The sequence below is a fragment of the Kordiimonas sp. genome, assembly GCF_048264555.1.
Taxonomy (GTDB): domain Bacteria; phylum Pseudomonadota; class Alphaproteobacteria; order Sphingomonadales; family Kordiimonadaceae; genus Kordiimonas.
This window is the reverse complement of sequence record NZ_JBLXCX010000001.1, coordinates 322,749-342,327: the sequence shown is the minus strand read 5'-3', so window position 1 is coordinate 342,327 and position 19,579 is coordinate 322,749. Positions and strand designations below refer to the sequence as shown.

23 protein-coding genes are annotated in these 19,579 nt (G+C 56.9%); 12 read left to right on the top strand and 11 right to left on the bottom strand.

The window, feature by feature from the left end; genetic code table 11:
* Positions 1-17 precede the first annotated feature (17 nt).
* Positions 18-1,424 (bottom strand): MmgE/PrpD family protein, encoded by a 1,407-nt coding sequence (locus ACN0XZ_RS01625; protein ID WP_417455962.1) that lies wholly within the window; start codon positions 1,422-1,424, stop codon positions 18-20.
* A gap of 139 nt (positions 1,425-1,563) precedes the next feature.
* Here ACN0XZ_RS01625 and ACN0XZ_RS01620 point away from each other — a divergent pair, with 139 nt between their 5' ends.
* From ACN0XZ_RS01620 to ACN0XZ_RS01605, 4 genes are read left to right on the top strand one after another with little or no spacing between them, the layout of a single operon-like run.
* Entirely contained in the window at positions 1,564-2,703 is a 1,140-nt protein-coding gene (locus ACN0XZ_RS01620) for an ABC transporter permease (RefSeq protein WP_417455961.1), read from the top strand.
* 17 nt (positions 2,704-2,720) lie between these two features.
* Positions 2,721-3,491, top strand: a complete 771-nt coding sequence (locus tag ACN0XZ_RS01615; protein ID WP_417455960.1) for an ABC transporter ATP-binding protein — start codon at positions 2,721-2,723, stop codon at positions 3,489-3,491.
* An 18-nt stretch (positions 3,492-3,509) separates the two neighbouring features.
* Positions 3,510-4,481 (top strand): MlaD family protein, encoded by a 972-nt coding sequence (locus tag ACN0XZ_RS01610; RefSeq protein WP_417455959.1) that lies wholly within the window; start codon positions 3,510-3,512, stop codon positions 4,479-4,481.
* Positions 4,478-5,146, top strand: a complete 669-nt coding sequence (locus ACN0XZ_RS01605) for an ABC-type transport auxiliary lipoprotein family protein (protein WP_417455958.1) — start codon at positions 4,478-4,480, stop codon at positions 5,144-5,146. Before ACN0XZ_RS01610 ends, ACN0XZ_RS01605 begins: the two co-directional genes overlap by 4 nt.
* Positions 5,147-5,151: 5 nt before the next feature.
* On the opposite strand, the gene ACN0XZ_RS01600 is transcribed toward ACN0XZ_RS01605, so the two are convergent.
* Together ACN0XZ_RS01600 and phaR are read right to left on the bottom strand one after the other, a co-directional pair.
* Positions 5,152-6,333 carry an MFS transporter gene (locus ACN0XZ_RS01600; RefSeq protein ID WP_417455957.1) on the bottom strand — a complete coding sequence of 394 codons (1,182 nt, stop codon included), beginning with the start codon at positions 6,331-6,333 and terminating at the stop codon, positions 5,152-5,154.
* A gap of 93 nt (positions 6,334-6,426) precedes the next feature.
* Entirely contained in the window at positions 6,427-7,017 is a 591-nt protein-coding gene (gene phaR / locus ACN0XZ_RS01595; RefSeq protein ID WP_417455956.1) for a polyhydroxyalkanoate synthesis repressor PhaR, read from the bottom strand.
* Positions 7,018-7,226: 209 nt separating this feature from the next.
* On the opposite strand from phaR, the gene ACN0XZ_RS01590 reads away from it, so the two are divergent.
* The 3 genes from ACN0XZ_RS01590 to ACN0XZ_RS01580 are packed head-to-tail and all read left to right on the top strand — an operon-like array spanning position 7,227 to position 9,391.
* Entirely contained in the window at positions 7,227-7,412 is a 186-nt protein-coding gene (locus tag ACN0XZ_RS01590; RefSeq protein ID WP_417455955.1) for a hypothetical protein, read from the top strand.
* Positions 7,396-8,667, top strand: a complete 1,272-nt coding sequence (locus tag ACN0XZ_RS01585) for an alpha/beta fold hydrolase (RefSeq protein WP_417455954.1) — start codon at positions 7,396-7,398, stop codon at positions 8,665-8,667. The genes ACN0XZ_RS01590 and ACN0XZ_RS01585 overlap by 17 nt, the downstream gene beginning before the upstream one ends.
* Positions 8,657-9,391, top strand: a complete 735-nt coding sequence (locus ACN0XZ_RS01580; protein WP_417455953.1) for a class I SAM-dependent methyltransferase — start codon at positions 8,657-8,659, stop codon at positions 9,389-9,391. The genes ACN0XZ_RS01585 and ACN0XZ_RS01580 overlap by 11 nt, the downstream gene beginning before the upstream one ends.
* Before the next feature lie 4 nt (positions 9,392-9,395).
* Here the strand turns inward: ACN0XZ_RS01580 and ACN0XZ_RS01575 are convergent, their stop codons facing one another.
* Entirely contained in the window at positions 9,396-10,040 is a 645-nt protein-coding gene (locus ACN0XZ_RS01575) for a glutathione S-transferase family protein (protein WP_417455952.1), read from the bottom strand.
* A 221-nt stretch (positions 10,041-10,261) separates the two neighbouring features.
* Between ACN0XZ_RS01575 and ACN0XZ_RS01570 the strand changes: the two genes are divergently transcribed.
* Together ACN0XZ_RS01570 and rraA are read left to right on the top strand one after the other, a co-directional pair.
* Positions 10,262-10,474 carry a hypothetical protein gene (locus ACN0XZ_RS01570; RefSeq protein ID WP_417455951.1) on the top strand — a complete coding sequence of 71 codons (213 nt, stop codon included), beginning with the start codon at positions 10,262-10,264 and terminating at the stop codon, positions 10,472-10,474.
* Between the two features lie 41 nt (positions 10,475-10,515).
* Positions 10,516-11,022, top strand: coding sequence for a ribonuclease E activity regulator RraA (gene rraA, locus ACN0XZ_RS01565; RefSeq protein ID WP_417455950.1), 507 nt, complete (start codon positions 10,516-10,518; stop codon positions 11,020-11,022).
* Between the two features lie 6 nt (positions 11,023-11,028).
* Here rraA and ACN0XZ_RS01560 read toward each other — a convergent pair whose 3' ends face one another.
* The 3 genes from ACN0XZ_RS01560 to metX all read right to left on the bottom strand — a co-directional run bounded on the left by ACN0XZ_RS01560 (position 11,029) and on the right by metX (position 13,362).
* The gene (locus ACN0XZ_RS01560) at positions 11,029-11,520 is read right to left on the bottom strand and encodes a hypothetical protein (RefSeq protein WP_417455949.1); all 492 of its coding nucleotides are present in this window, start codon (positions 11,518-11,520) and stop codon (positions 11,029-11,031) included.
* An 89-nt stretch (positions 11,521-11,609) separates the two neighbouring features.
* The gene (gene metW / locus ACN0XZ_RS01555) at positions 11,610-12,209 is read right to left on the bottom strand and encodes a methionine biosynthesis protein MetW (protein WP_417455948.1); all 600 of its coding nucleotides are present in this window, start codon (positions 12,207-12,209) and stop codon (positions 11,610-11,612) included.
* On the bottom strand, positions 12,202-13,362 hold the full coding sequence (gene metX, locus ACN0XZ_RS01550) for a homoserine O-acetyltransferase MetX (RefSeq protein ID WP_417455947.1): 1,161 nt from the start codon (positions 13,360-13,362) through the stop codon (positions 12,202-12,204). The genes metW and metX overlap by 8 nt, the downstream gene beginning before the upstream one ends.
* Before the next feature lie 174 nt (positions 13,363-13,536).
* Here metX and hisC point away from each other — a divergent pair, with 174 nt between their 5' ends.
* The 3 genes from hisC to ACN0XZ_RS01535 are packed head-to-tail and all read left to right on the top strand — an operon-like array spanning position 13,537 to position 16,186.
* On the top strand, positions 13,537-14,652 hold the full coding sequence (gene hisC / locus ACN0XZ_RS01545; RefSeq protein WP_417455946.1) for a histidinol-phosphate transaminase: 1,116 nt from the start codon (positions 13,537-13,539) through the stop codon (positions 14,650-14,652).
* On the top strand, positions 14,645-15,568 hold the full coding sequence (locus tag ACN0XZ_RS01540) for a prephenate/arogenate dehydrogenase family protein (RefSeq protein ID WP_417455945.1): 924 nt from the start codon (positions 14,645-14,647) through the stop codon (positions 15,566-15,568). Before hisC ends, ACN0XZ_RS01540 begins: the two co-directional genes overlap by 8 nt.
* Before the next feature lie 3 nt (positions 15,569-15,571).
* A complete protein-coding gene (locus tag ACN0XZ_RS01535; protein WP_417455944.1) occupies positions 15,572-16,186 on the top strand; it encodes a LysE family translocator in 615 nt (204 codons plus the stop codon).
* Positions 16,187-16,212: 26 nt separating this feature from the next.
* Here the strand turns inward: ACN0XZ_RS01535 and ACN0XZ_RS01530 are convergent, their stop codons facing one another.
* From ACN0XZ_RS01530 to ACN0XZ_RS01515, 4 genes are all read right to left on the bottom strand, one after another.
* Complete coding sequence (locus ACN0XZ_RS01530; RefSeq protein WP_417455943.1) at positions 16,213-17,079, bottom strand: SDR family oxidoreductase; 867 nt, start codon at positions 17,077-17,079, stop codon at positions 16,213-16,215.
* A gap of 82 nt (positions 17,080-17,161) precedes the next feature.
* Positions 17,162-18,109, bottom strand: a complete 948-nt coding sequence (locus tag ACN0XZ_RS01525; RefSeq protein ID WP_417455942.1) for a DUF2125 domain-containing protein — start codon at positions 18,107-18,109, stop codon at positions 17,162-17,164.
* Positions 18,110-18,128: 19 nt separating this feature from the next.
* A complete protein-coding gene (locus tag ACN0XZ_RS01520; protein WP_417455941.1) occupies positions 18,129-18,689 on the bottom strand; it encodes a YdcF family protein in 561 nt (186 codons plus the stop codon).
* Between the two features lie 10 nt (positions 18,690-18,699).
* Positions 18,700-19,578 carry a cell division protein FtsX gene (locus ACN0XZ_RS01515; RefSeq protein ID WP_417455940.1) on the bottom strand — a complete coding sequence of 293 codons (879 nt, stop codon included), beginning with the start codon at positions 19,576-19,578 and terminating at the stop codon, positions 18,700-18,702.
* Position 19,579: the final 1 nt, after the last annotated feature.

Below are 19,579 nucleotides of genomic sequence, written 5' to 3'. Positions count from 1 at the left end.
CTGCGGGGTATAATAATTCACTTCTGCCGCGTTAGCAAAGCCATGAGATTCCGAACGCTTTGTTCGTGCTCAAGCGACAGCAGGGCGCCTTTAACCATATCAGCGCGCGCTTTGTCCATCCTGCCGTGGACACATCCGTCAAATTTCTCAAGGAGTTGAGCCTCGGAAAGAGGGGCGGCGGATGATCCAACCGGCATTTTGATGCTCGTCTGGACCATTGAACCGTCTTTGAGCGTTACATGGACTTCCGTCGGAAAGTCACTTTCAAGCTTTTCCACATACTCTTTTCGCACCAACGGCAATAAAGCCGTCACTTCAGGCCGCGAGATGGCCTCCGGCTCATAGTCGCTCAGCGTGGCATTGCCTGTGAGAAGGCCAACAGCCAAGCCGTATTCCAGGCTGAACTTGGCTTCCATCGGGTTTGTCGGGCGTTCATACATCAGATTGCGCAAGTGCGCGGCTGGTGCGCGTACAAAGATGTCGGTGACATTCTCCGGGTTGAGGTCATGAGCTTCCCGAAGCACCAGCAAGCCATCAAGCGCCCGGTGCACACTGCCGCAGTTGGGGAAGCGTTTCACCTTGAGGCCATATTTTTCGATGTGTAATGGCGCGCCAATGTCGTTGGTCGCAAAAACAACTTTCTGGCCATGCTCGTCCTTGTCAGCCATCAGGGCCCGCAGGTCTTCCACGTCCTGCCCCACCATCAAGGTGCCCATGCCGTTGGGCCCGTGAAGGGTCTCAGATCCCGCCGTGATGCCAGCTTCCGCGAAAAGTGCTGCCTGCACGGCGCCAGATGCCGCGAGGCCAGCGTGCAGAGGTTTGGTCATCGTACCAAACTGGCTCATGAAACCACCTGCGAGGCTTGTGGCAAGCGAGATGGCATGAGCGCTTTTCTCTGTATCGAGCCCAAGCAAACGCGCGCAGCCTGCTGCCGTACCTACAGCACCGACCGTTGCCGTTGCGTGCCAACCACGGCTTCGGTGAAATGGGTTTACACCCTGTCCCACCCGGCCAATGATTTGCAGGCCAACAATATAAGCGTCTATGAGGTCGGCACCTGAGAGGTCGCGATCGTCGGCCAGAGAGAGGAGAGCTGGCGCAAGCACCGCCGTGGCGTGAGCCTTGGCGGGGTCGAAGTTGTCATCAAAATCCAGCGCATGGGCTTCAGTGCCGCCAACAAGCGCCGCCATCGGGGCAGACAACCCGCCCTCAAAACCGATAGCCGCGCATTTGCCCGCGCCCCAGTTTCGCGCCAGGTTGAAAACTGTTTCGCTCACTGGCTCAGCCGCGCCGGGCACCATCACCGCAATAACATCAATAAAGGCGTCGCGCGCACGGGTGCGCGCCAGCTCTGACCAGTCTCGGTCTACATTTGCCGTCCACGCTGCAAATGCGTGCAAGGGATTGCTTGGGTCGATCTTCATTTGTCCGCTGCCCTTTATAAGGGTTGTTTGTTGGCCCGTTTTAGGCAAGGTTTGTTATAGTTAATTCGTGATGTTAGATAAAGTCTTACGGACCCCTATGTGCAAATTGAGGCACTGATAATCAAGGGCTGCGGCTGCCGTGACACAGAAACTTTATGAAAGCGCCTTTGTGAGGGTGGAAGCGGGCACGCCTTCCGCCATGGTGCGCTTGTCTGGTGACTGGACGATCGAGAACGCGGAAGCGATCGATGGCTCGATGCTCGAGACAGTGGCGGCGTGTGGCGCGGGCGCGGTTATAGACTGCTCTGCTATCAGTCATCTCGATACAACGGGGGCCGTGTTGATCAGGCGGTATGCGGCAAATATAGAGCAGTCTGGCGCCGCACTCCTCACGGGGGTGCTGGCGGACCATAAAACATTGCTTGAGGTGATCTCCTGCCGCCCACCCCCAGCACCAACGATGCCGGATAGTGTGGCCTGGTATCTGCAGCCGCTTCTACAGCTTGGTGATGCCACGGTTTCCGGTTTGCGCTCCAGCGGGCGGTTGCTCAGCTTTATGGGGCTTGTTCTTATCAGACTCTTTGGCGCGGTGATTGACCCCGCGCGCCTGAGGCTTGTGCCCACAGTGCATCAGATGGAAGTTGTGGGTTTGCGCTCTATGGGCATCGTGGGGCTGATTGCCTTTCTGATTGGTGCTGTGATGGTGAACCAGGGTGCGATACAGCTTGCCAAATTTGGGGCGGATATCTTCGTGATTGATATGCTTGGCATTGGGCATTTGCGTGAGCTTGGTATTCTGCTGACAGCGATCATCGTTGCAGGGCGGTCAGGCAGTGCCTTTACCGCCGAGATTGGATCGATGGTGTTGCATGAAGAAGTGGATGCCATGCGGACCCTCGGCATGAACCCCATTGATGTGCTGGTGTTGCCGCGTCTGTTGGCGCTTGTTATCTGCCTGCCGCTTTTGGGGTTCTATGCGGATGTTGTGGGTATTGCAGGCGGCGCGTTGATGGCCTGGATACAGCTGGATATCACGCCTGCCAATTTCCTCGTTTACTTCCGTGAGGTTATCGCGATTGAGCATTACTGGGTGGGTATCATCAAGGCACCGTTTTTTGCGGCGATTATCGCCACAGCCGGTTGTTATAATGGCTTACGTGTTGAAGGTAGCGCGGATTCGCTTGGTGGGCGCACAACGCGCGCTGTGGTGCAATCGATCTTCATGGTGATAGCGCTTGATGCGCTCTTTGCTATCTTCTTTACAAGCGTGGGGCTTTAAGGCGTGAGGGTGAACAGGTGACAGATGATATCGCCATCCGCGTCCGTGGTCTCAAGACTGCCTTTGGCACCAATGTGGTTCATGACGGGCTTGATCTCGACGTACGGCGAGGGGAAATTCTCGGCGTTGTAGGTGGGTCGGGGACAGGCAAGTCAGTCCTGTTGCGTGCCATTGTTGGGCTCTTGAACCCTGTTGAGGGCTTTATAGAGATCGCAGGGCGTAACCGGGCAGACCTGAGCGATGAGGAAGACAGGCTTTCCCGCCGCGAGTGGGGTGTTCTCTTCCAGGATGGTGCGCTTTTTACCTCCCTCACCGTCGCCCAGAACGTGCAGGTTCCGCTTCGTGAACATTTCCACATGTCGCAAGAGTTGATGGACGACTTGGCGCTCAGCAAGATCAGCATGGCGGGCTTGCCGCTTGATGCTGCTGCAAAGTATCCCGCAGGTCTTTCGGGCGGCATGCGGAAAAGAGCGGCACTCGCGCGCTCGCTCGCGCTTGACCCCAGCATTCTGTTTCTTGATGAGCCGACAGCAGGTCTTGACCCCATCAGCGCGTCCGCGTTTGATAGTCTGGTGCGGGAGTTGAGCCGGTCGCTGGGGCTTACGGTCTTTCTGGTGACGCATGACCTCGACACGCTCGCTCGTGTGTGCGACCGTGTGGCGGTACTTGGGGACAAAAAGATACTGGTAAATGCGCCGCTTGGTGAGGTGCGTAATTTTGATCATCCTTGGGTTAAAGAATATTTTGGTGGCCCGCGTGCGCGTGCGGCAGGTATTGAAGAGAGCTAAGCAGGGGCGCGTTAGGCGATGGAAACTCGGGCTTCACATATTCTGGTTGGCGGTTTTGTCCTCGCATTTTTGACGGGACTGATCGCTTTTGCAATCTGGGTTGCGAAGGTCGATCTGGACGCGGAATACCGTGATTATGATATCTATTTTGATGGTACGGTATCCGGCCTTTATAAGCGGAGCGTTGTTTATTATCTCGGTATTCCCGTTGGCGATGTGCGTGATATCCGGGTGGCAGCGAAGGATAGCAGCAAGGTACATGTGATTGTCCGTTTGCAGGACGAAGTACCGGTGACTGAGGGTGCGACAGCACGGCTTGAGTTCCAGGGGTTGACCGGCGTTGCCTATATCGAGCTTAAAGGGGGGCCTCAGGGCGGCGCGAAACTATTGCCGAGAGAAGGGCAGGAGCGCGCTGTTATTCCGTCCGAGGCGTCACCTCTGCTTGAGTTTTACGAAAGTGCACCAAACCTGATCAACGAAGCGATCCTCGCAATTCAGCAAGTGCAAAAGCTGCTGAGCGATGAAAACCTTGGCCGGGTTTCAACGATCCTTTCCAACGCAGATAGCGTTAGCGCTAACCTCGCTGACGGCACCAAGGACCTTGACCTTCTGGTGGCCGAAGCGCGGTCACTTATGGTGAAGGTGAGCGAAACCGCCGTCAAGCTGGATCAGTTGGCTGACAGCGGCAATAAGCTCCTATCCGATGATGCGGCGCTTTTGATGAGCGAAGCTGTAAAGGCCGTGAATGCAGCGGAGGCGACGTTGGCACGTATTGATGGCCTTGTGGCCGCCAATGAGGAGAACATCACGCAGTTCGTGGCGGGCAGCCTGCCCGAGGTAACGCGGATGATTGCGGACCTCAGGCGCACAGCAAGAAGCCTGTCGCGGCTCGTGACCCGGATCGAGCGCAATCCCGGTGAAGCCTTGTTTGGCCCAAATGAGACCAAGTACGATCTGAAAACCCGCGCGGAAGAGGAGAAGAAAAAATGATGTTGCGTGCCAAAACATTCTTCTCTCGTCCCCATAAAGCTAAAACGCTGGCGCTGTTGCTCACCTCGGCGGGGCTGGGTGTATCGGCCTGTGGTCCCCTGATCTCTTTTGGCGACGATGGCCCGGCGGATACGGTCTATTCCCTTCGTTACGAGGGCGCTTACCGCAGCGGCGATGACGATGCGGCGGTGATTTATGTGGATGAGCCCCATCTTGGCGACGGCCTTGGGGGCCAGAATATTACCGTTGCGCTACCAAACCAGAAGCGTAGCACATTGAAGGGCGCGCGTTGGTCCGCGCCGCTCAGCAATCTTGTGCGAGACTATGTGGTGCGGTCGCTCGGGGATAAAGCCGGTGTGCATATGATCGGGGAAGGTGGCCTTGATATTCATGCCGGGTGCCGGTTGGGCACCAAGGTCTGGGCGCTTGAGTTTGCACCGGGAACCGCCGCGACCGATGACAAGGTGGTAGTGGCGCTTGAGATGTCGTTGGTGCGTTTGAGAGATAGCAAGCTACTGAGCCACCCCACCTTTGAAAAATCCGTCGGTGTGGGCGGTGCAGGGGAAAACGATGCGATCGCAACCGCGTTTAATAGTGCGATGGCGGCAACCACAGCAGAGATGGGACAGTGGTTAAAGGCGCAGGCGCCGGAGTGTCTGGGTTAATACTGTCAGGCACCGTTGAGGCGTCTGACCTCGGTCAACGCCCAAACGAAGGCGATAGCCCCCGTTGAGGCCACCACAAAGAATGGTGAATTCGCGGAATATCCCGCAAAAGCCATACCCCCGGCAAGTGGCCCGAATACCCGCCCCAAAGCAGACATCCCGCTTGAGAAACCAAGCGCAGTGCCTTGAAGGCGCTTGTCTGCCCTTTTGGACAGGATGCTGTTGAGGGCCGGGAAAGAGACGGTCAGCCCGCTCATGACAAGCGGAAAGGCTATCAGCGCAGTGGTAACTGTACCGGGCCCAAACAGTAGGATGGTACAGCCGATCAGATGTGCGCTTGCGCCGATCATCAAAGACTTAAGTTCGCCAAACTTCTTGAAAAGTGGCCCGATCGCAAGCGACTGAATGGCCGCGACGCATAGCCCTACACCCGCAAGCAGGAAGCCAACTTTCACCTGATCCCACCCAAGGGTGGCCTGAGCCCAAAATGGTGTGATGGCGAAACAAATGCTTTGACCAACAGCGGTAATAAAAAACATGGCGAAAAGCGCCAGCTGACCGGGGGATTTGAGTACAACAGACCAATGCGGCAGCGGCTTTTTGGTTTCGGCCGCACTTTCCTCATCATCTTCACCGCTGCGGTGTTTGCTGGTTTCAGGCATGAAGCGGGCAGTGAGAAACATGGCGGTACATGAGAAGCTCGCGGCGGCCAGAGCTGGCAAGAATATATTCGGCTCGCCGCCCACGCTGCCGAGTAGCCCACCAATGAACGGCCCGAACGCAAAACCAAGCCCGAAGGTTGCGCCGATGAGGCCCATGGCACGCCCCCGGTTGCTTTCGTCTGTGAGGTCAGACATTGCGGCCATGGCGATGCCGACATTCCCCGCCATCATGCCCGACATGGCGCGGGCGACGAACAGCATGATCAGGTTGCTTGAGAAGGCTAGCGCAATATAGGCGATGGTTGAACCAAGGAACGTGGCGGCCAGTGCGGGCCGTCGCCCTATACGGTCTGAGAGGCGGCCCCATAGTGGTCCAGCCAGAAACGTCATCAATGAATAGATGGAAACGAGCGCGGTACCCACCATCGCATCGCCGCCGTATTTTAGTGTCAGGAACGGCAGGATTGGGACAATGATTCCGAAACCAAGAAGGTCGATAAAAATTGCAAACAGAATGATGGGCATGCCGGAAATCCTGACGTTGAAAACGCGCTCAGCATAGCGAAATTACGGTGGCTTGGTATCACAAGATCGGGAGATATGCGTTAACAGGCAGCGCTAGTTTGAAAGCGCATCCACTTTTTCCTTAAGCGCGGCAAGCTGTGCTTGCAGGGCCGCTATCTTCTCGTCTTTTTCTGCGGTGCGGCTGGCGGCAGGTTTGGTGGGCGCGGGGCCTGTTTTCCCGGTCGTGCGACTGGTGAAAACCCGCATACTCTCTTCAAACAGCGCCATATTCTGGCGTGCGATTTCTTCAAAAATGGGCATGAAGCTGCCGGTGTTTGTATTGCCGCCACAGGCCTTGCGAATTTGATCCTGATTGCGGGTCAGCACTTCCATGGCGCTTTGCAGGTAGGTGGGCACCATAACCTGAAGGCCATCGCCATAAAGGCTGATCAGCTGCCGGAGGAAAGAGAGCGGCAGCATGTTCTTCTCGTTAGTCTCTTTCTCGAAAATGATTTGTGTCAGCACGGTGCGGGTAAGGTCATCGCCACCTTTGGCGTCAAGCACGATAAACTCTTCGCCGCTTTTGATCATCTCAGCGAGATGATCAAGCGTTACATAGCTCGAGGTCTCCGTATTGTAGAGACGCCGGTTCGCATATTTTTTTATGACGATTGGCTCGCCCGGCTCCCGCTTTTTACGCGCCATATCAAACTTTACCCCTCGAGCGCTGGTTGTCCCGTCCTGACGCCCTGTTCATAAATTGCGCCTAAGCTTTGCTGCTGCGCAAGATATGCATAAATCCTTATTCTGGCGCGGAATTAAATGGTATTTGGTGCGCTGCCGCAAGGAAAATTGTGCATTTGCACACAGAAAATGGCTTTGCTTGCTGATGTGGCTCCTTTAGGAAAATATCCATGGGTGACGAGGACGTTGATAAAGCAGCAGATGTCTTCCTGGCGCTATGGCAGGAAAATATCCGCCTATGGGCCGTTGAAAAGGAGCTGTTGGCGCCCCGCGAGCTTGCCGCCCTTCTGGAAGCTGCAGGCCTAAGTTCGTCGGCGGAACGCGCAGAGGAGAAGGGGCATGAAAGTGTCGCTTGATCCTGGTGAGAATGCGCAGTCTCAGGCCATGTCATCCGGCAGTATCAAAGGCCCGAGGCCCATGGCGCTTCATCTTTCAAACGCATTGAGCATATGGCGTGAGGCACCAGCGGGGGCTGAGCGGTTGCTCGCAGGTAACGGTGTGTGGCACCCGGATATTGAGGGCGATATGACCGCCTTGAGGGAATGTTTGGCCGATCCCGACAATCATCCGCGTTTCCTGAAAGCGGTTGAGGAACGGGCCAACAACCGTGCAGAAAATTTCCTGAACGGTATTAACCAGTATCTGCAGAATACCTATACCCGCCCAGAAAGTGATGCACAGCCATGCCTAAAGGTGGGCAGTTGTGAGCTGTTCGATTTTGGTGGTGACGGGCAGCCAATCCTTCTGGTGCCAAGCCTCGTCAACCCGCACTATGTGCTCGACCTGATGCCGGGGCGCAGTGTGGCGCAGTACCTGAGGCAACAGGGGTACAGGCCATTCCTCGTGAAGTGGTTTGATCCGGGCGAAGAGGAACTTACTTTTGGGCTGAGCGATTTTATCCTCAAGCGCGCGAAACCGATGCTTGAGTATATATGCAAACTGGCGGGTAGGGCGTGCCCGGTGCTTGGATACTGTATGGGCGGCACCTTGATGACGGGGTTAGCTGCGCGGGCAGGTGATCTTGTCTCAAGCCTCGCGCTTGTTGCGGCGCCGTGGGACTTTGCCTCAGAGGTGCCGCACGCCGGCCGACGGTATGCCCATGTGATGGCAGAGCTGCTCGACCGCTTGCCTGAAGGTATGCCGGTACCCACCGACATGATGCAGGTGTTTTTCACGAGTGTGGACCCCACATTGAGCGACCGGAAATTCCGGCGATTTGCAGCGCTTGGTGGAAACAGCGAAGAGGCGCAGTTTTTTATAGCGCTGGAGACATGGGCCAACACGGGCGCGCCGCTCGCGCGAAATGCGGCGGAGGAATGCATTAGAGCATGGTATCTTAATAACGAGCCCGGCAGAGGCATTTGGCACGTAGGCGGAAAACCGGTAAATCTCGCGGATATCCGTTGCCCCGTCTGGATTGCCGCACCAAAGAAAGACAGGCTAGTGCCACAGGACAGCGCATTTGCCATGGCGAAATATCTCCCGAATGCGACCACGCATGATCCGGGCGCCGGGCATGTTGGTATGATGGTGGGTTCCCGTGCTGAGGCAGGGCTGTGGGCGCCGCTCATAAGGTGGCTAAAAAATCAGGAGGCAGCCTGTGCGGCCTGATGTGCTGAGACTACACCGTTTTTACGCAAGTCCACTGGGCCAAACCGTCGGCGCGCTGGTGTCTGATCGCCTGCGTGGCCTTTTGGCGAGACGACCGGGTGGCGTAACGGTCGGCTTGGGGTATGCTCTCCCGTATCTGGACGCGATTGAGCACCGTGAGGCAGATACCGAGGGACGTTACCTCGCCTTCATGCCAGCTCAGCAGGGCGTATGCCACTGGCCAAGTGCGCTCGAGAGCCGCACAGCCCTTGTGGAAGATTATCATCTGCCCATGCCGGATTCGAGTGTGGACCGGTTCATCCTTGCCCATGCGCTTGAGCACGCCAACAGGCCCAAACACATGTTGCGGGAGATATGGCGGGTGCTTGCGCCGGGCGGACAGATTGTTCTGATCGTTCCGAACCGGCGGCGTAGTTGGTCTGCGCTTGATGTCACCCCGTTTGGGCACGGCAGACCTTATTCAAAAGCACAGCTCTATGAGTTGATGAGCGAACAGATGTTGCCGCCGGAAGGATGGGACACCGCTTTGATGCTGCCACCCTTCACCTGGCCGGGTGGTGCGCGCATCGTTCGTTATGGTGAGCGTGTTGTGCACGCACTTGGCCGCAACCTTGGTGGGGTACTTCTCGTGTGTGCCCAAAAGCAGGTTTATGGCGCGCTCCCCAAGGCCTCAAAGGCTGTCCGGGGTATGCCTGTGTTGACGGGGCCGGGGGCAGGAGCCTAAGGGGTCAGTCGGGCAGATTGCGTGCCCACATGCCCTCAAATTCCGGCATGGTGTCCACACGCTTCGCTACCTCAAATACCTTGGGACAGTTCTTCTTGAACCAGTCTCGGCGCGGACGCCAATGGGTCATCACCGCGATATAAATATCGAGCGCGGTCATGCTATCGCCAAGCAGCCACGGCGTGGGTGTAACTGCCGTTTCGAATTGTCGCCACATATCCTCACGGCGCTTGTCGGTTGCAGCCCTTAGGTCTCGGGCGGCGGTTTCGTCTTGCAGTAGCCGTTCGGGGTGATCGCCATAGCTGAAGGTAGGGTACACACTCGCAACCAGCCAAATAAGCCAACGAAGGAACTGTCCGTATTCCGGTGTTCCGGTTTTTGGTACCAGCCCGCTATCTGGTTTTTCGGCCCCAAGCCACAGTGTTATAGCGGCGGATTCTGTCATCACAGAGCCATCGGGAAGAAGCAGGGTCGGTATCTCGCGCGCCGGGTTGACCTTGGCTAGGTCACCCTTCGGGTCGTTCAGGCTTTCCCAGTCCAGATACTTTCGGGTGTAGGGTATCTTCAGGTAATCAAGTTGGGCCTCTATGATGGCAGAGCCGCCGCCTTTTGCGCCAAATAGTGTTATGCCGGAGGGCTGATTAGCCATGTGTGTCTTCCCCTGAATATGGTAGGATGTTAGCTGACGAGGGAGGTGCACGCCATTCACAATCATGCCATGTGAACGCGAGTTTGCCTTGCCATTTGGTGCCAGTGGCCCACCTTGTCTGTTGGCCGGACGGTTAGAAAACGCCTTGTATTATTATTGCGTGGATAATATTGTTTGGGTCATAAAATTATTCAGTAGCGTCTCAAAAAGCGGAGAGCCCCATGACGAACGATACCCCTAAAGAATCGACGATGAGTGACGACAAAGAAATGGCGATTCGGCAGGTGGCAAACGCCCTGCACCGCCTGAACGATGCCGTTATTTCCGCCGTAAGCAAGGGCGTAACGGTTGAGCTGATGCGGGCTTCCCGGTACCACAATGAAGAGGGTGCCTGGGGCGATATGCTTGTACCAATCATTCACAAGCAAGACTAAGAACCGGAAAACCAGAACTGACAGCAGGACGGACCTATACCATGCCCCTTGGCAAGATCATCACGCCAAAACTAGCGACCGCCGATGTGTGTGACGCGATGGGTGACGCTGTGTCTGTCCTGCCGGTGGATTTTCACGATTACGGCGGTACGCTTGATTTTGCAGGGCCTGCTGTCACGCTGAAAACGCTGGACGATAATACCAAGGTGCGCGCGCTTCTGGAGACCAAAGGCGAAGGCCGGGTGCTGGTGGTGGATGGCGGCGGCTCCAGCCGCGTGGCTCTTCTGGGTGGTAATCTCGCAGCGCTCGCAGCCAAAAACGGCTGGGAAGGTGTTGTGATTTACGGCCGCGTGCGTGACCAGCATGAACTGGCGCGCGAGGATGTGGGCATCAAGGCACTTGGTTCCTGCCCACAGAAAAGTGAAAAACTTGGCCGTGGGCAGGTGAACGTTGAAATCGCGATCGGCGGTGTTACCGTTCACCCTGGAAACTGGGTGATCGCGGACGCAGACGGTGTGGTTATCGCAAAAGAACTGCCGTCGCTATAGCTCTCTTTATTCCCCTCGTGCGGCCATTTGTTCCCGCATCTGTTTCTGAAACTCGGGCACATCCATAATGTCCTCGTGATAGCTCACGAGGTCGTCTTTTATCCTGATCAATAAGGTCATGGGCACATTGAAGGTGAACGGCTCCCCTTCAGCACCAAAAGCCTCAGCGGGCAGGGTGAAAGTGATCTGGCTCGGGTACAGCATGCGGTTGCCACTATAGAGTGGCGTGCCTAACGTGAAGCTTTTGAAGCTTACGGGGGATGCCTTGGCGCGGGTCGCGAAGCCCTTCAGTGTGGTGGTGCGTCCTTCTGTCTGTGCGAGGCGGTCAATGAAGGTGAGGTCGTCCGCCGTATAGGGGGCGAGGGAAGAAAATTCCTGCTCAAGATAGAGCCTGACATAAGCGTCCGAGTTGCTGTAGTCGAACCGCTCTTGTGCACTAGCGGCCATGGCCACCATGCATAGGCTCAGTAGTTTCAATATCCATAGGCGTATCGTCATCTTCCCCTCCCTCTGATGAAGGGCAAGAGAGCCACGGCGCGAACATGTGGTCAATCCCAGCTTTTGGGCTAGGCTTTGCGCTTAGGGCACTAGCGTTCCAGAAGGAACAGGCCCTGGTCCGCGTGCCAGTTGGCGCGGGTGCGGCCCATATTGAGGCGAGTGCCATCACGGCGGTGTGGCACAAACTCACGCACCTTGAAGCCCTCAGCCTCAACCAGATCGAAAAGATCAAGGATCGTACAGAAGTGAATGTTGTCTGTGTTGTACCAGGTTTTGTCGAGCGCCTTGGTCACGGGCATACGGCCCCGCATCGCGAGGCTCATGCGCACCTTCCACTGGCCGAAGTTCGGGATGGTGACAACCGCATGTTTGCCAATGCGCAACAGTTCAGACAAGACAAGCTGCGGCCGGTGCACAGCCTGCAGCGTTTTTGAGAGAATCACATAATCGAAGCTCTGGTCAGGATATTCCGCCAGATCATTGTCCGCGTCACCCTGAATAACAAAAAGCCCTTTGGCGACGCAGTCGTTCACGCCCTGTTGGCTGATCTCAATCCCGCGTCCATCGACATTTTTCTCGCGCACGAGATAGTCGAGCAATGCACCGTCGTCGCAGCCCACATCCAAAACCCGGCTGCCGTCTTCAACAAGGTCTGCAATCAGCTTCAGGTCTGGTCTTAGGTCAGTCATGGATGGCCTCCCCGGTTTCGGGGTTGAGCCCATTGGTGCGTGCGGCGGCGGTCACGAAGCCGGTGAGCATATGGTCCATCTCCGGCACGTCCAGAAGGAAGGCGTCGTGGCCGAACGGGCTTTCAATCTCCGCGAAGCTGACCGGTACACCGGCTGCATTGAGTGCATGCACGATACGCTTGTTTTCAACCGTGGGGTACAGCCAGTCTGACGTGAAGCTGATCACACAGCAGCGCACGTGCGCGGCACCCTTGAAGGCATCCGCCAGCCTGCCGTCATGCCGTGCAGCGATATCCAGATAGTCCATCGCGCGGGTGATATAGAGGTAAGAGTTGGCGTCAAAGCGGTCCACGAAGGTGGAGCCTTGGTGCCGCAGGTAACTCTCAACCTGAAAATCCGCTTCAAAACCAAAAGTAACAGCATCCCTGTTTTGCAGGTTGCGGCCAAATTTTGCCGTTAAAGCGTCCTCTGACAGATAGGTGATGTGCGCGGTCATGCGCGCGACAGCCAAACCTTTATCGGGTTTTTCGTCATGCTCATAATAGCGGCCATCCTGCCAGTTCGGGTCGGCCATAATGGCTTGGCGTCCGACCTCGTGAAAAGCAATATTCTGCGCTGTATGGCGCGGTGCTGTTGCCAGCATCACGGCGCTGTGCAGGCGCTCCGGGTATGTAGTGAGCCACTCCTGCACCTGCATGCCACCCATGGAGCCACCGATGATCATCATAAGGCGATTAATGCCCAAGTGGCTTATCAGTTCAGCCTGCACCTTGACCATGTCGCGTACAGTAATGACCGGGAAGCTTGTGCCCCAGGCTTTGCCGGTGGCCGGGTTGGTCTCCCACGGGCCTGTGGTGCCCAAGCAGCTCCCCAGCACATTGGAGCAGACAACAAAATACTTGTTGGTGTCGATCAGCTTGCCGGGGCCGACAAGGCGCTCCCACCAGCCCGGCTTGCCGGTGATGGGGTGTACGCTTGCGACATATTGGTCGCCCGTCAGTGCGTGGCAGATGAGCACAGCATTGGAAGCGTCGGCGTTCAGTGTGCCATAGGTCTCATAGCCGACGGTGACGGGCGCAAGTGTTGCGCCGCTGTCGAGTGTCAGCGGAGTGTCTTCAAACAAGACAGCAGATTGGCCTGCACCTTTGTTCACGTCTCGCTCCTGAGCTATCAAGGGCGCCAAGAAAAGCGATCACACACCCATATGTCAATCTTCCTAATCTAACTTGGTACATTAGGAAACTTTCCTTTGCCTTTGACCACACCTCCCATTAACTCTAATGCCGCGATAAATATCGGATTTCAGCGACTTTTGGGAGAGATTTACATGCCCGCGCCTAAAGCACATGACTGGATTATGGGATTAGCCCCTTATGTGCCCGGACGCTCGCATGCGGATGGCGTGAAAAAAGTCGTTAAACTTTCCGCGAACGAAAGCGCTTTTGGCCCCAGCCCGAAAGCGATTGAAGCGATCAAAGCGGCGGCGGATGGTGTGATGCGCTATCCGGACCCGGCGTCTGCAGATTTGAGAGAAGCGATCGCAAAAGTGCATGGCCTGAAGGCTGAACGCATTCTTTGCGGGGCAGGCTCTGACGAAGGGCTCACGCTTCTTATCCACACCTATGCGGGGCCGGGGGATGAGGTGATCTTCAGCACCTATGGGTTTATGGTTTACCCGATCCAGGCGCAGGCTGCCGGTGCAACGGGTATTGCTGTGCCGAACAAAAACTGGGCCGCCGATGTGGACGGTATTCTGGCGGCGGTCACGGATCGCACCACCATGGTGATCATCGATAACCCCAATAACCCGACCGGGGCCTACCTGCCGTGGTCAGAGGTTGAGCGTTTGCATGCGGGGCTGCCTGAGCATGTGATGCTGGTGCTGGACGCAGCCTATGCGGAATGCGTGACAGCTGGCGACTATGAAGCGGGTGAAGCGCTTGTGGATGCTGCCAGCAATGTGGTGATGACCCGGACGTTTTCAAAAATGTACGCGCTTGCGGGCCTCCGGGTTGGTTGGCTCTATGCACCTGACGCGGTGATAGATGCGCTCAACCGCTGGCGCATGCCATTTAATGTGTGCCTGTCTGGTCAAGTGGCCGCCCTCGCCGCAGTGAATGACCAGAAGCATCTGGACGCCGCCGTGCGCCACAATAATGAGTGGCGCGACTGGATGACAGCAAAGCTGAGCGCCCTTGGCCTTGATGTGGTGCCAAGCGAGACAAACTTCATCCTTGTGGAGTTCCCGCACGAGGCACCTTTCACCGCAGCCGCTTGCAACGATTATCTGACCCAAAACGGCTATCTGGTGCGGGCCCTGCCTGTGCTACCGCACCACCTGCGCATCTCTGTAGGTACGGACGAGCAAAACAGGGCCGTGGTGCAACTGATCACTACTTTCATGAGTGGCAACGCTGACGAAGAGGGGGCAGAGAATGGCTGATACCCCAATTTTTGACCGTATCACCATCGTCGGTGCGGGCCTCATCGGGTCATCGGTTGCGCGCGCTATTCGCCGGGGCAAGCTTGCCGGACATCTGTGTATGGTTGACGCCTCAAAAGAGGTGTTGAGCGAAGCAGCAGCGCTAGGCCTTGCCGACAGCTATAGCCTGAACGCGGCTGAAGGCGTGGTGGGGGCAGGGCTTGTGATGCTCGCCGTGCCTGTGGGCGCCATGGCATCCGTCGGGGCCACGATGGCACCATCGCTGATGGACGGTGCCATCGTAAGCGATGTGGGGTCGGTGAAGGAAAGTGTGTTCAAGGCCTTGTCGCCACTGCTGCCGGATCATGTGCATCTCATCCCCGGTCACCCGGTCGCGGGCACAGAACAGTCTGGCCCCGGCGCTGGTTTTGCGTCCCTCTTTGACGGGCGCTGGTGCATCCTCACCCCGAGCGAGGGCGCAGATCAGGGTGCTCTGGATAAGCTTACCGCCTTTTGGCAGGGGCTGGGTAGCACCGTTGAGATCATGGATGCCAAACATCATGATCTGGTGCTGGCGATTACCTCCCACGTGCCGCATTTGATTGCCTATAATATCGTGGGCACGGCGTCGGACCTTGAAGAGGTTACCCGGTCCGAGGTGATTAAATACTCGGCCGGTGGTTTTCGGGACTTCACTCGTATCGCGGCGTCTGACCCGACCATGTGGCGGGATGTCTTCCTCAACAACAAGGACGCCGTGCTCGAGATGCTCGGGCGGTTTAGCGAGGATCTGACAGCGCTTCAGCGTGCGATCCGCTGGGGTGACGGTGATGCGCTTTTTGACCTCTTCTCCCGTACCCGCGACATTCGCCGCCGTATTATTGACGCAGGGCAAGATGACGCGAAGGCCGACTTTGGCCGCCCGCACGAAGACTGAGCCATGGAAACGTTCGGCCCGCTTTTGCTCTCCTTCCTTGCGTATGTGATCGGTAGCGCAAGCCCGGGACCGGCAACCCTCACTATTATGATGACGGCAGCGAGCGCAGGCCGCGCGGCGGGGCTTCGTCTCGCCGCAGGTGTTATTACCGGCTCAGTCATATGGGGTGTTGTTGCAACGCTCGGGCTTTCAGTGGTGATGAGCGAAATAGCGTCGGCCCTTTTTATTCTGAAATTTGTGGGTGGGGCATATCTGTTATGGCTTGCCTATAAGTCCTTTCGGGCTGCGCTGCAGCCGGGTGACTGCCCAGCGGGGTCCGCGGCGAATGGGCGGTATTTTCTCAAAGGGTTGCTGCTTCACCTCACCAACCCGAAGGCGGTGCTGGTGTGGGGCTCTATCCTAACCATCGGGGTTTATGAGGGCGCACCTTTGTGGGTCGCGCCAACAGTCCTGATAGTCTGCAGCTTTTTGGGTGCCGTGGTGTTTACGGCTTACGCCTTGGTCTTTTCAACGCCCAAGGCGATGGTTGGTTATGTGAAGGCGCGCCGGCCCGTGCAGGCAGCGTGTGGCCTGCTTTTTGGCGCAGCGGGGCTGAAGCTCGTGCTCTCGCGAGCCTGAGACACAAGCCTCAACCACTTTAGTGTTTACCAGACCTTCATCAGCTTGGTTGGCAGGCGTTTGACCACCTCATCCGGTACGAAGAAATCCGGCACCAGAGGGCCATCGGCATTGGGTGCGTATTTTGAGAAATCTGTCATGCCTTCCGCACGCAACACTTCTTCGTCGATGAAGAAGTTGCCACTGCATTCCTTGCTGTTGCGCACAAGGATTGCATGAGCGGCATCGGCCATAATCTCTGTGGTGCGGCTGTTTTTGGCCATGCCGTCACCGCCGATCACATTTCTGACCGCCGCCGTATCAATCGCGGTGAAAGGCCAGAGCGAGTTTACGGCAATGCCTGCGGCTTTATATTCCTCGGCCATGCCAAGGGTGCAAAGGCTCATGCCGTATTTCGCGATTGAATAGGCCACATGCGGCGCGAACCAGCGCGGGTTGATATCCAAAGGTGGTGATAGCGTGAGGATGTGCGGGTTGTCTGACTTGAGCAGATGCGGAATACAGGTTTTGGAAACAAGGAAGGTGCCGCGCGTGTTGATGTTGTTCATCAGGTCGTAGCGCTTCATTTCCGTCATCTGTGTGTTGGTGAGCGCAATGGCAGACGCGTTGTTGACACAGATATCGATGCCGCCGAAGGTTTCAACCGTTTTGGCAACCGCGTCCTGTACCTGATCCTCAAACCGGATATCGCAAATGAGCGGTAGTGCCTTGCCACCAGCCGCCTCAATCTCTTCAGCGGCGGTGTAGATGGTGCCGGGCAGCTTGGGGTTTGGCTCAGCAGTTTTGGCGCCAATGGCCACATTAGCACCGTCTTTCGCGGCGCGCAGGGCGATGGCAAGCCCGATACCTCGGCTACCGCCACTCATGAAGATGGTTTTTCCCTTTAGCCTCATGGCGCACTCTCCCCTTCGAAAATGTGGATATCTGATCACCTATAACATAGGGCGATTGGCGCTAAAGAAAGTCGTGTTCGACTTATTCTTCCACCAAGGGCTTGAGCCGCAGCACACTGCCGTTGTTGATGCTCAGGATACCCATCTGCGCCATAAACTGCATGGTTTCGGCCTGGCTGCCGAGATCTGAGAGCGCGTCACCCGTATCAACGCCAAATTCTTTCAGGTAGTCTGCGAGCGCAGGGCCACCAGCGACAGCGAGGCTTGCACTACCAAGTGGCATGAAGTTTTCATCCACTGTCAGGCTGCCGTTGCCTTTCACCCGCGCGCCGCGGACAGCGAGGTCAATGCTGTCAAATTCCACAAGGCCACCGGCGTCCCGCCATGTGCCAAGGGCGCCAGGGGTCCAGTCCTTGAGGCCTGGGCCCATCACACCGCCCATCACCTCAAAACGGTTACCGCTATCAAGGGTTAGCTTGAAATCAAGGAAGCGTTTTTCATAAAGCCCGTCAGTGGGCTCGGCCTCGCCGTCATACCGGAGGAAAAGCTGCCAGTTTTTGAGCGAGATGGGTCCGTCAATACCGGGGGCGGCTTCGATGGTGAAATCGTCCGTTGTGAGCGAATCGATGGCGATAACGGCCTGTTTTTCACTATGGCGCTTGAAGCTCGCGCGCATATAGCCGTCCTTCAGGGCAATAGCGCCTTGGGCAGCGTCAAGCGATGTGGCGCGTGCTTCGGCCATCCAGTGGCCGGGTGTCCAGAGGTGGCTGATCAGGGTCACGCTTTCCGCGCCAAAATCGAGCCCTTCCGCACGGGTCTTGATGCTGAGGCCGTCGATCGTCAATACAATGCGGTAAGGGAAGCCGGAAAGCTTGATCTTGCCGTGCTCAACCCTGAGGCCTTTGTCTCTCAGGTCTGCAAGCTCCCGTGCAGCTTCTTTTTCCGCCTTGAAGGCAGAGGTGTACCACAAGCCTGAATAGACGAGGATCGCGATGAAAATGAGCCCGATAAGCGCACGAAGTTTGGTCATTTTATTCCCTGTTCGTTGTTCAGCTGTAGGCCGCGTGGCGAACTAATGTGACGATATACTTGCTATATTCTTTGGCAAGAAAAAGGAGCGGCCACTCACCGCTCACCGGATGGGCGATGATCATAACATCTGGCATCGCCACTTTGAAGAGGATGAGCGTGCGCGGCATGTGATAGTCTGCTGTTACAAGGATGAGTGTGTCCACCTCATGCTCAAGCGCCCATTCTGCCGTCTCAAGTGCATTGCCTTCGGTGTTTAGTGCTACTTTGCCAAGGTCCACACAGCAGTTGAACAGCGCCTGCTCGGTGCCGGTGAGGGCGCTCAGTTCGCCACTTTTTACCACCGGGTTCACGCCTGATATCAGCATGCGTTTGGCGGCGCCATGTTCAAGAAGCGCGAGGCCTTCTTCAAGCCTGCCCGCGCCGCCCGTAAGCACCACAATCGCGTCGGCCCGCGCTCCTTTCGCGGAATTTCTGGGTAGCTGGCTGAAGTAAAGCCCAAACCCCAGAAGCCACGCCACAAAGAGATAGGTGACAGCTTTGACCAGCATTCTCAGGGTTGATGTTCGGGCTTTTGGCATGCGGGCAGCCCTACATCATGTGAAGAAGCGCGCGGCGCACCGTAATGCGCGCGGTCAGCATGGTCAGCGCCGCCGAGACAAGCGGCAGCAGCGCGAGCCACATAAGATTGTCGCTTGTGGGCAGGCTTGCGGTCAGTAGCCCCTGACCCATGCGTTCCGCCATATGTGCGATCAGATAAAGGGTGAGCGCGGCCAGAAGCACACCAAGAAGCCCGCCCTTGAGGCCATGCGAGAGATACCGCTCATCAAATGCCTTTGAGATAGTGCTGTCTTCCGCCCCCATCAGATGCATGATTTCGATGCTTTCCCTATGGGTGGCGAGGCCCGCGCGGCAACCAAAAATCACGATGGCAATGGTACACAGCACAACCATCACCACAATGCCCGCAAGCAACAGGCGCACCACGGCGGCGAGGTCAAGCACCTGCCCCATCCATGCCTGATGGTCATCAAGTTGCGCGCCAGACGCGGCAGCCACCAGCCGTTCACGCAGGCCCGCAGTGTTCACGGCGTCAGGGCGCTCTAGTTTCACGTCTATGAGGGTCGGGATCGGCAGGCCCGCGTCAAACGGCACTTCACCAAGCCAGGGTGAGAGCAGGGCGACAACGTCTGCATCCGCCAAAACGCTTGCCTCCACCACGCCAGGGGTGGCACGCAAAAGCGTAAGGGCGGCTTCGGTTTGGCGATCCCTGACCATCTTGTCCTCAACCACAATCTGAACGGTGAGGTTGGTGGTTAGCCCTGCGCTCCAGCGGTCAAGCCCGCGACCCAGCGCGAGGCCACAGGCCAGCGCAAGGGTACAAAGAAAAAGCATCACGCCAATAACCCACGGCAGCAAGCCTTCGCGCATGTTTTCTTTTGGCAGGAATTGAAGCGTGCGTCCCCACATG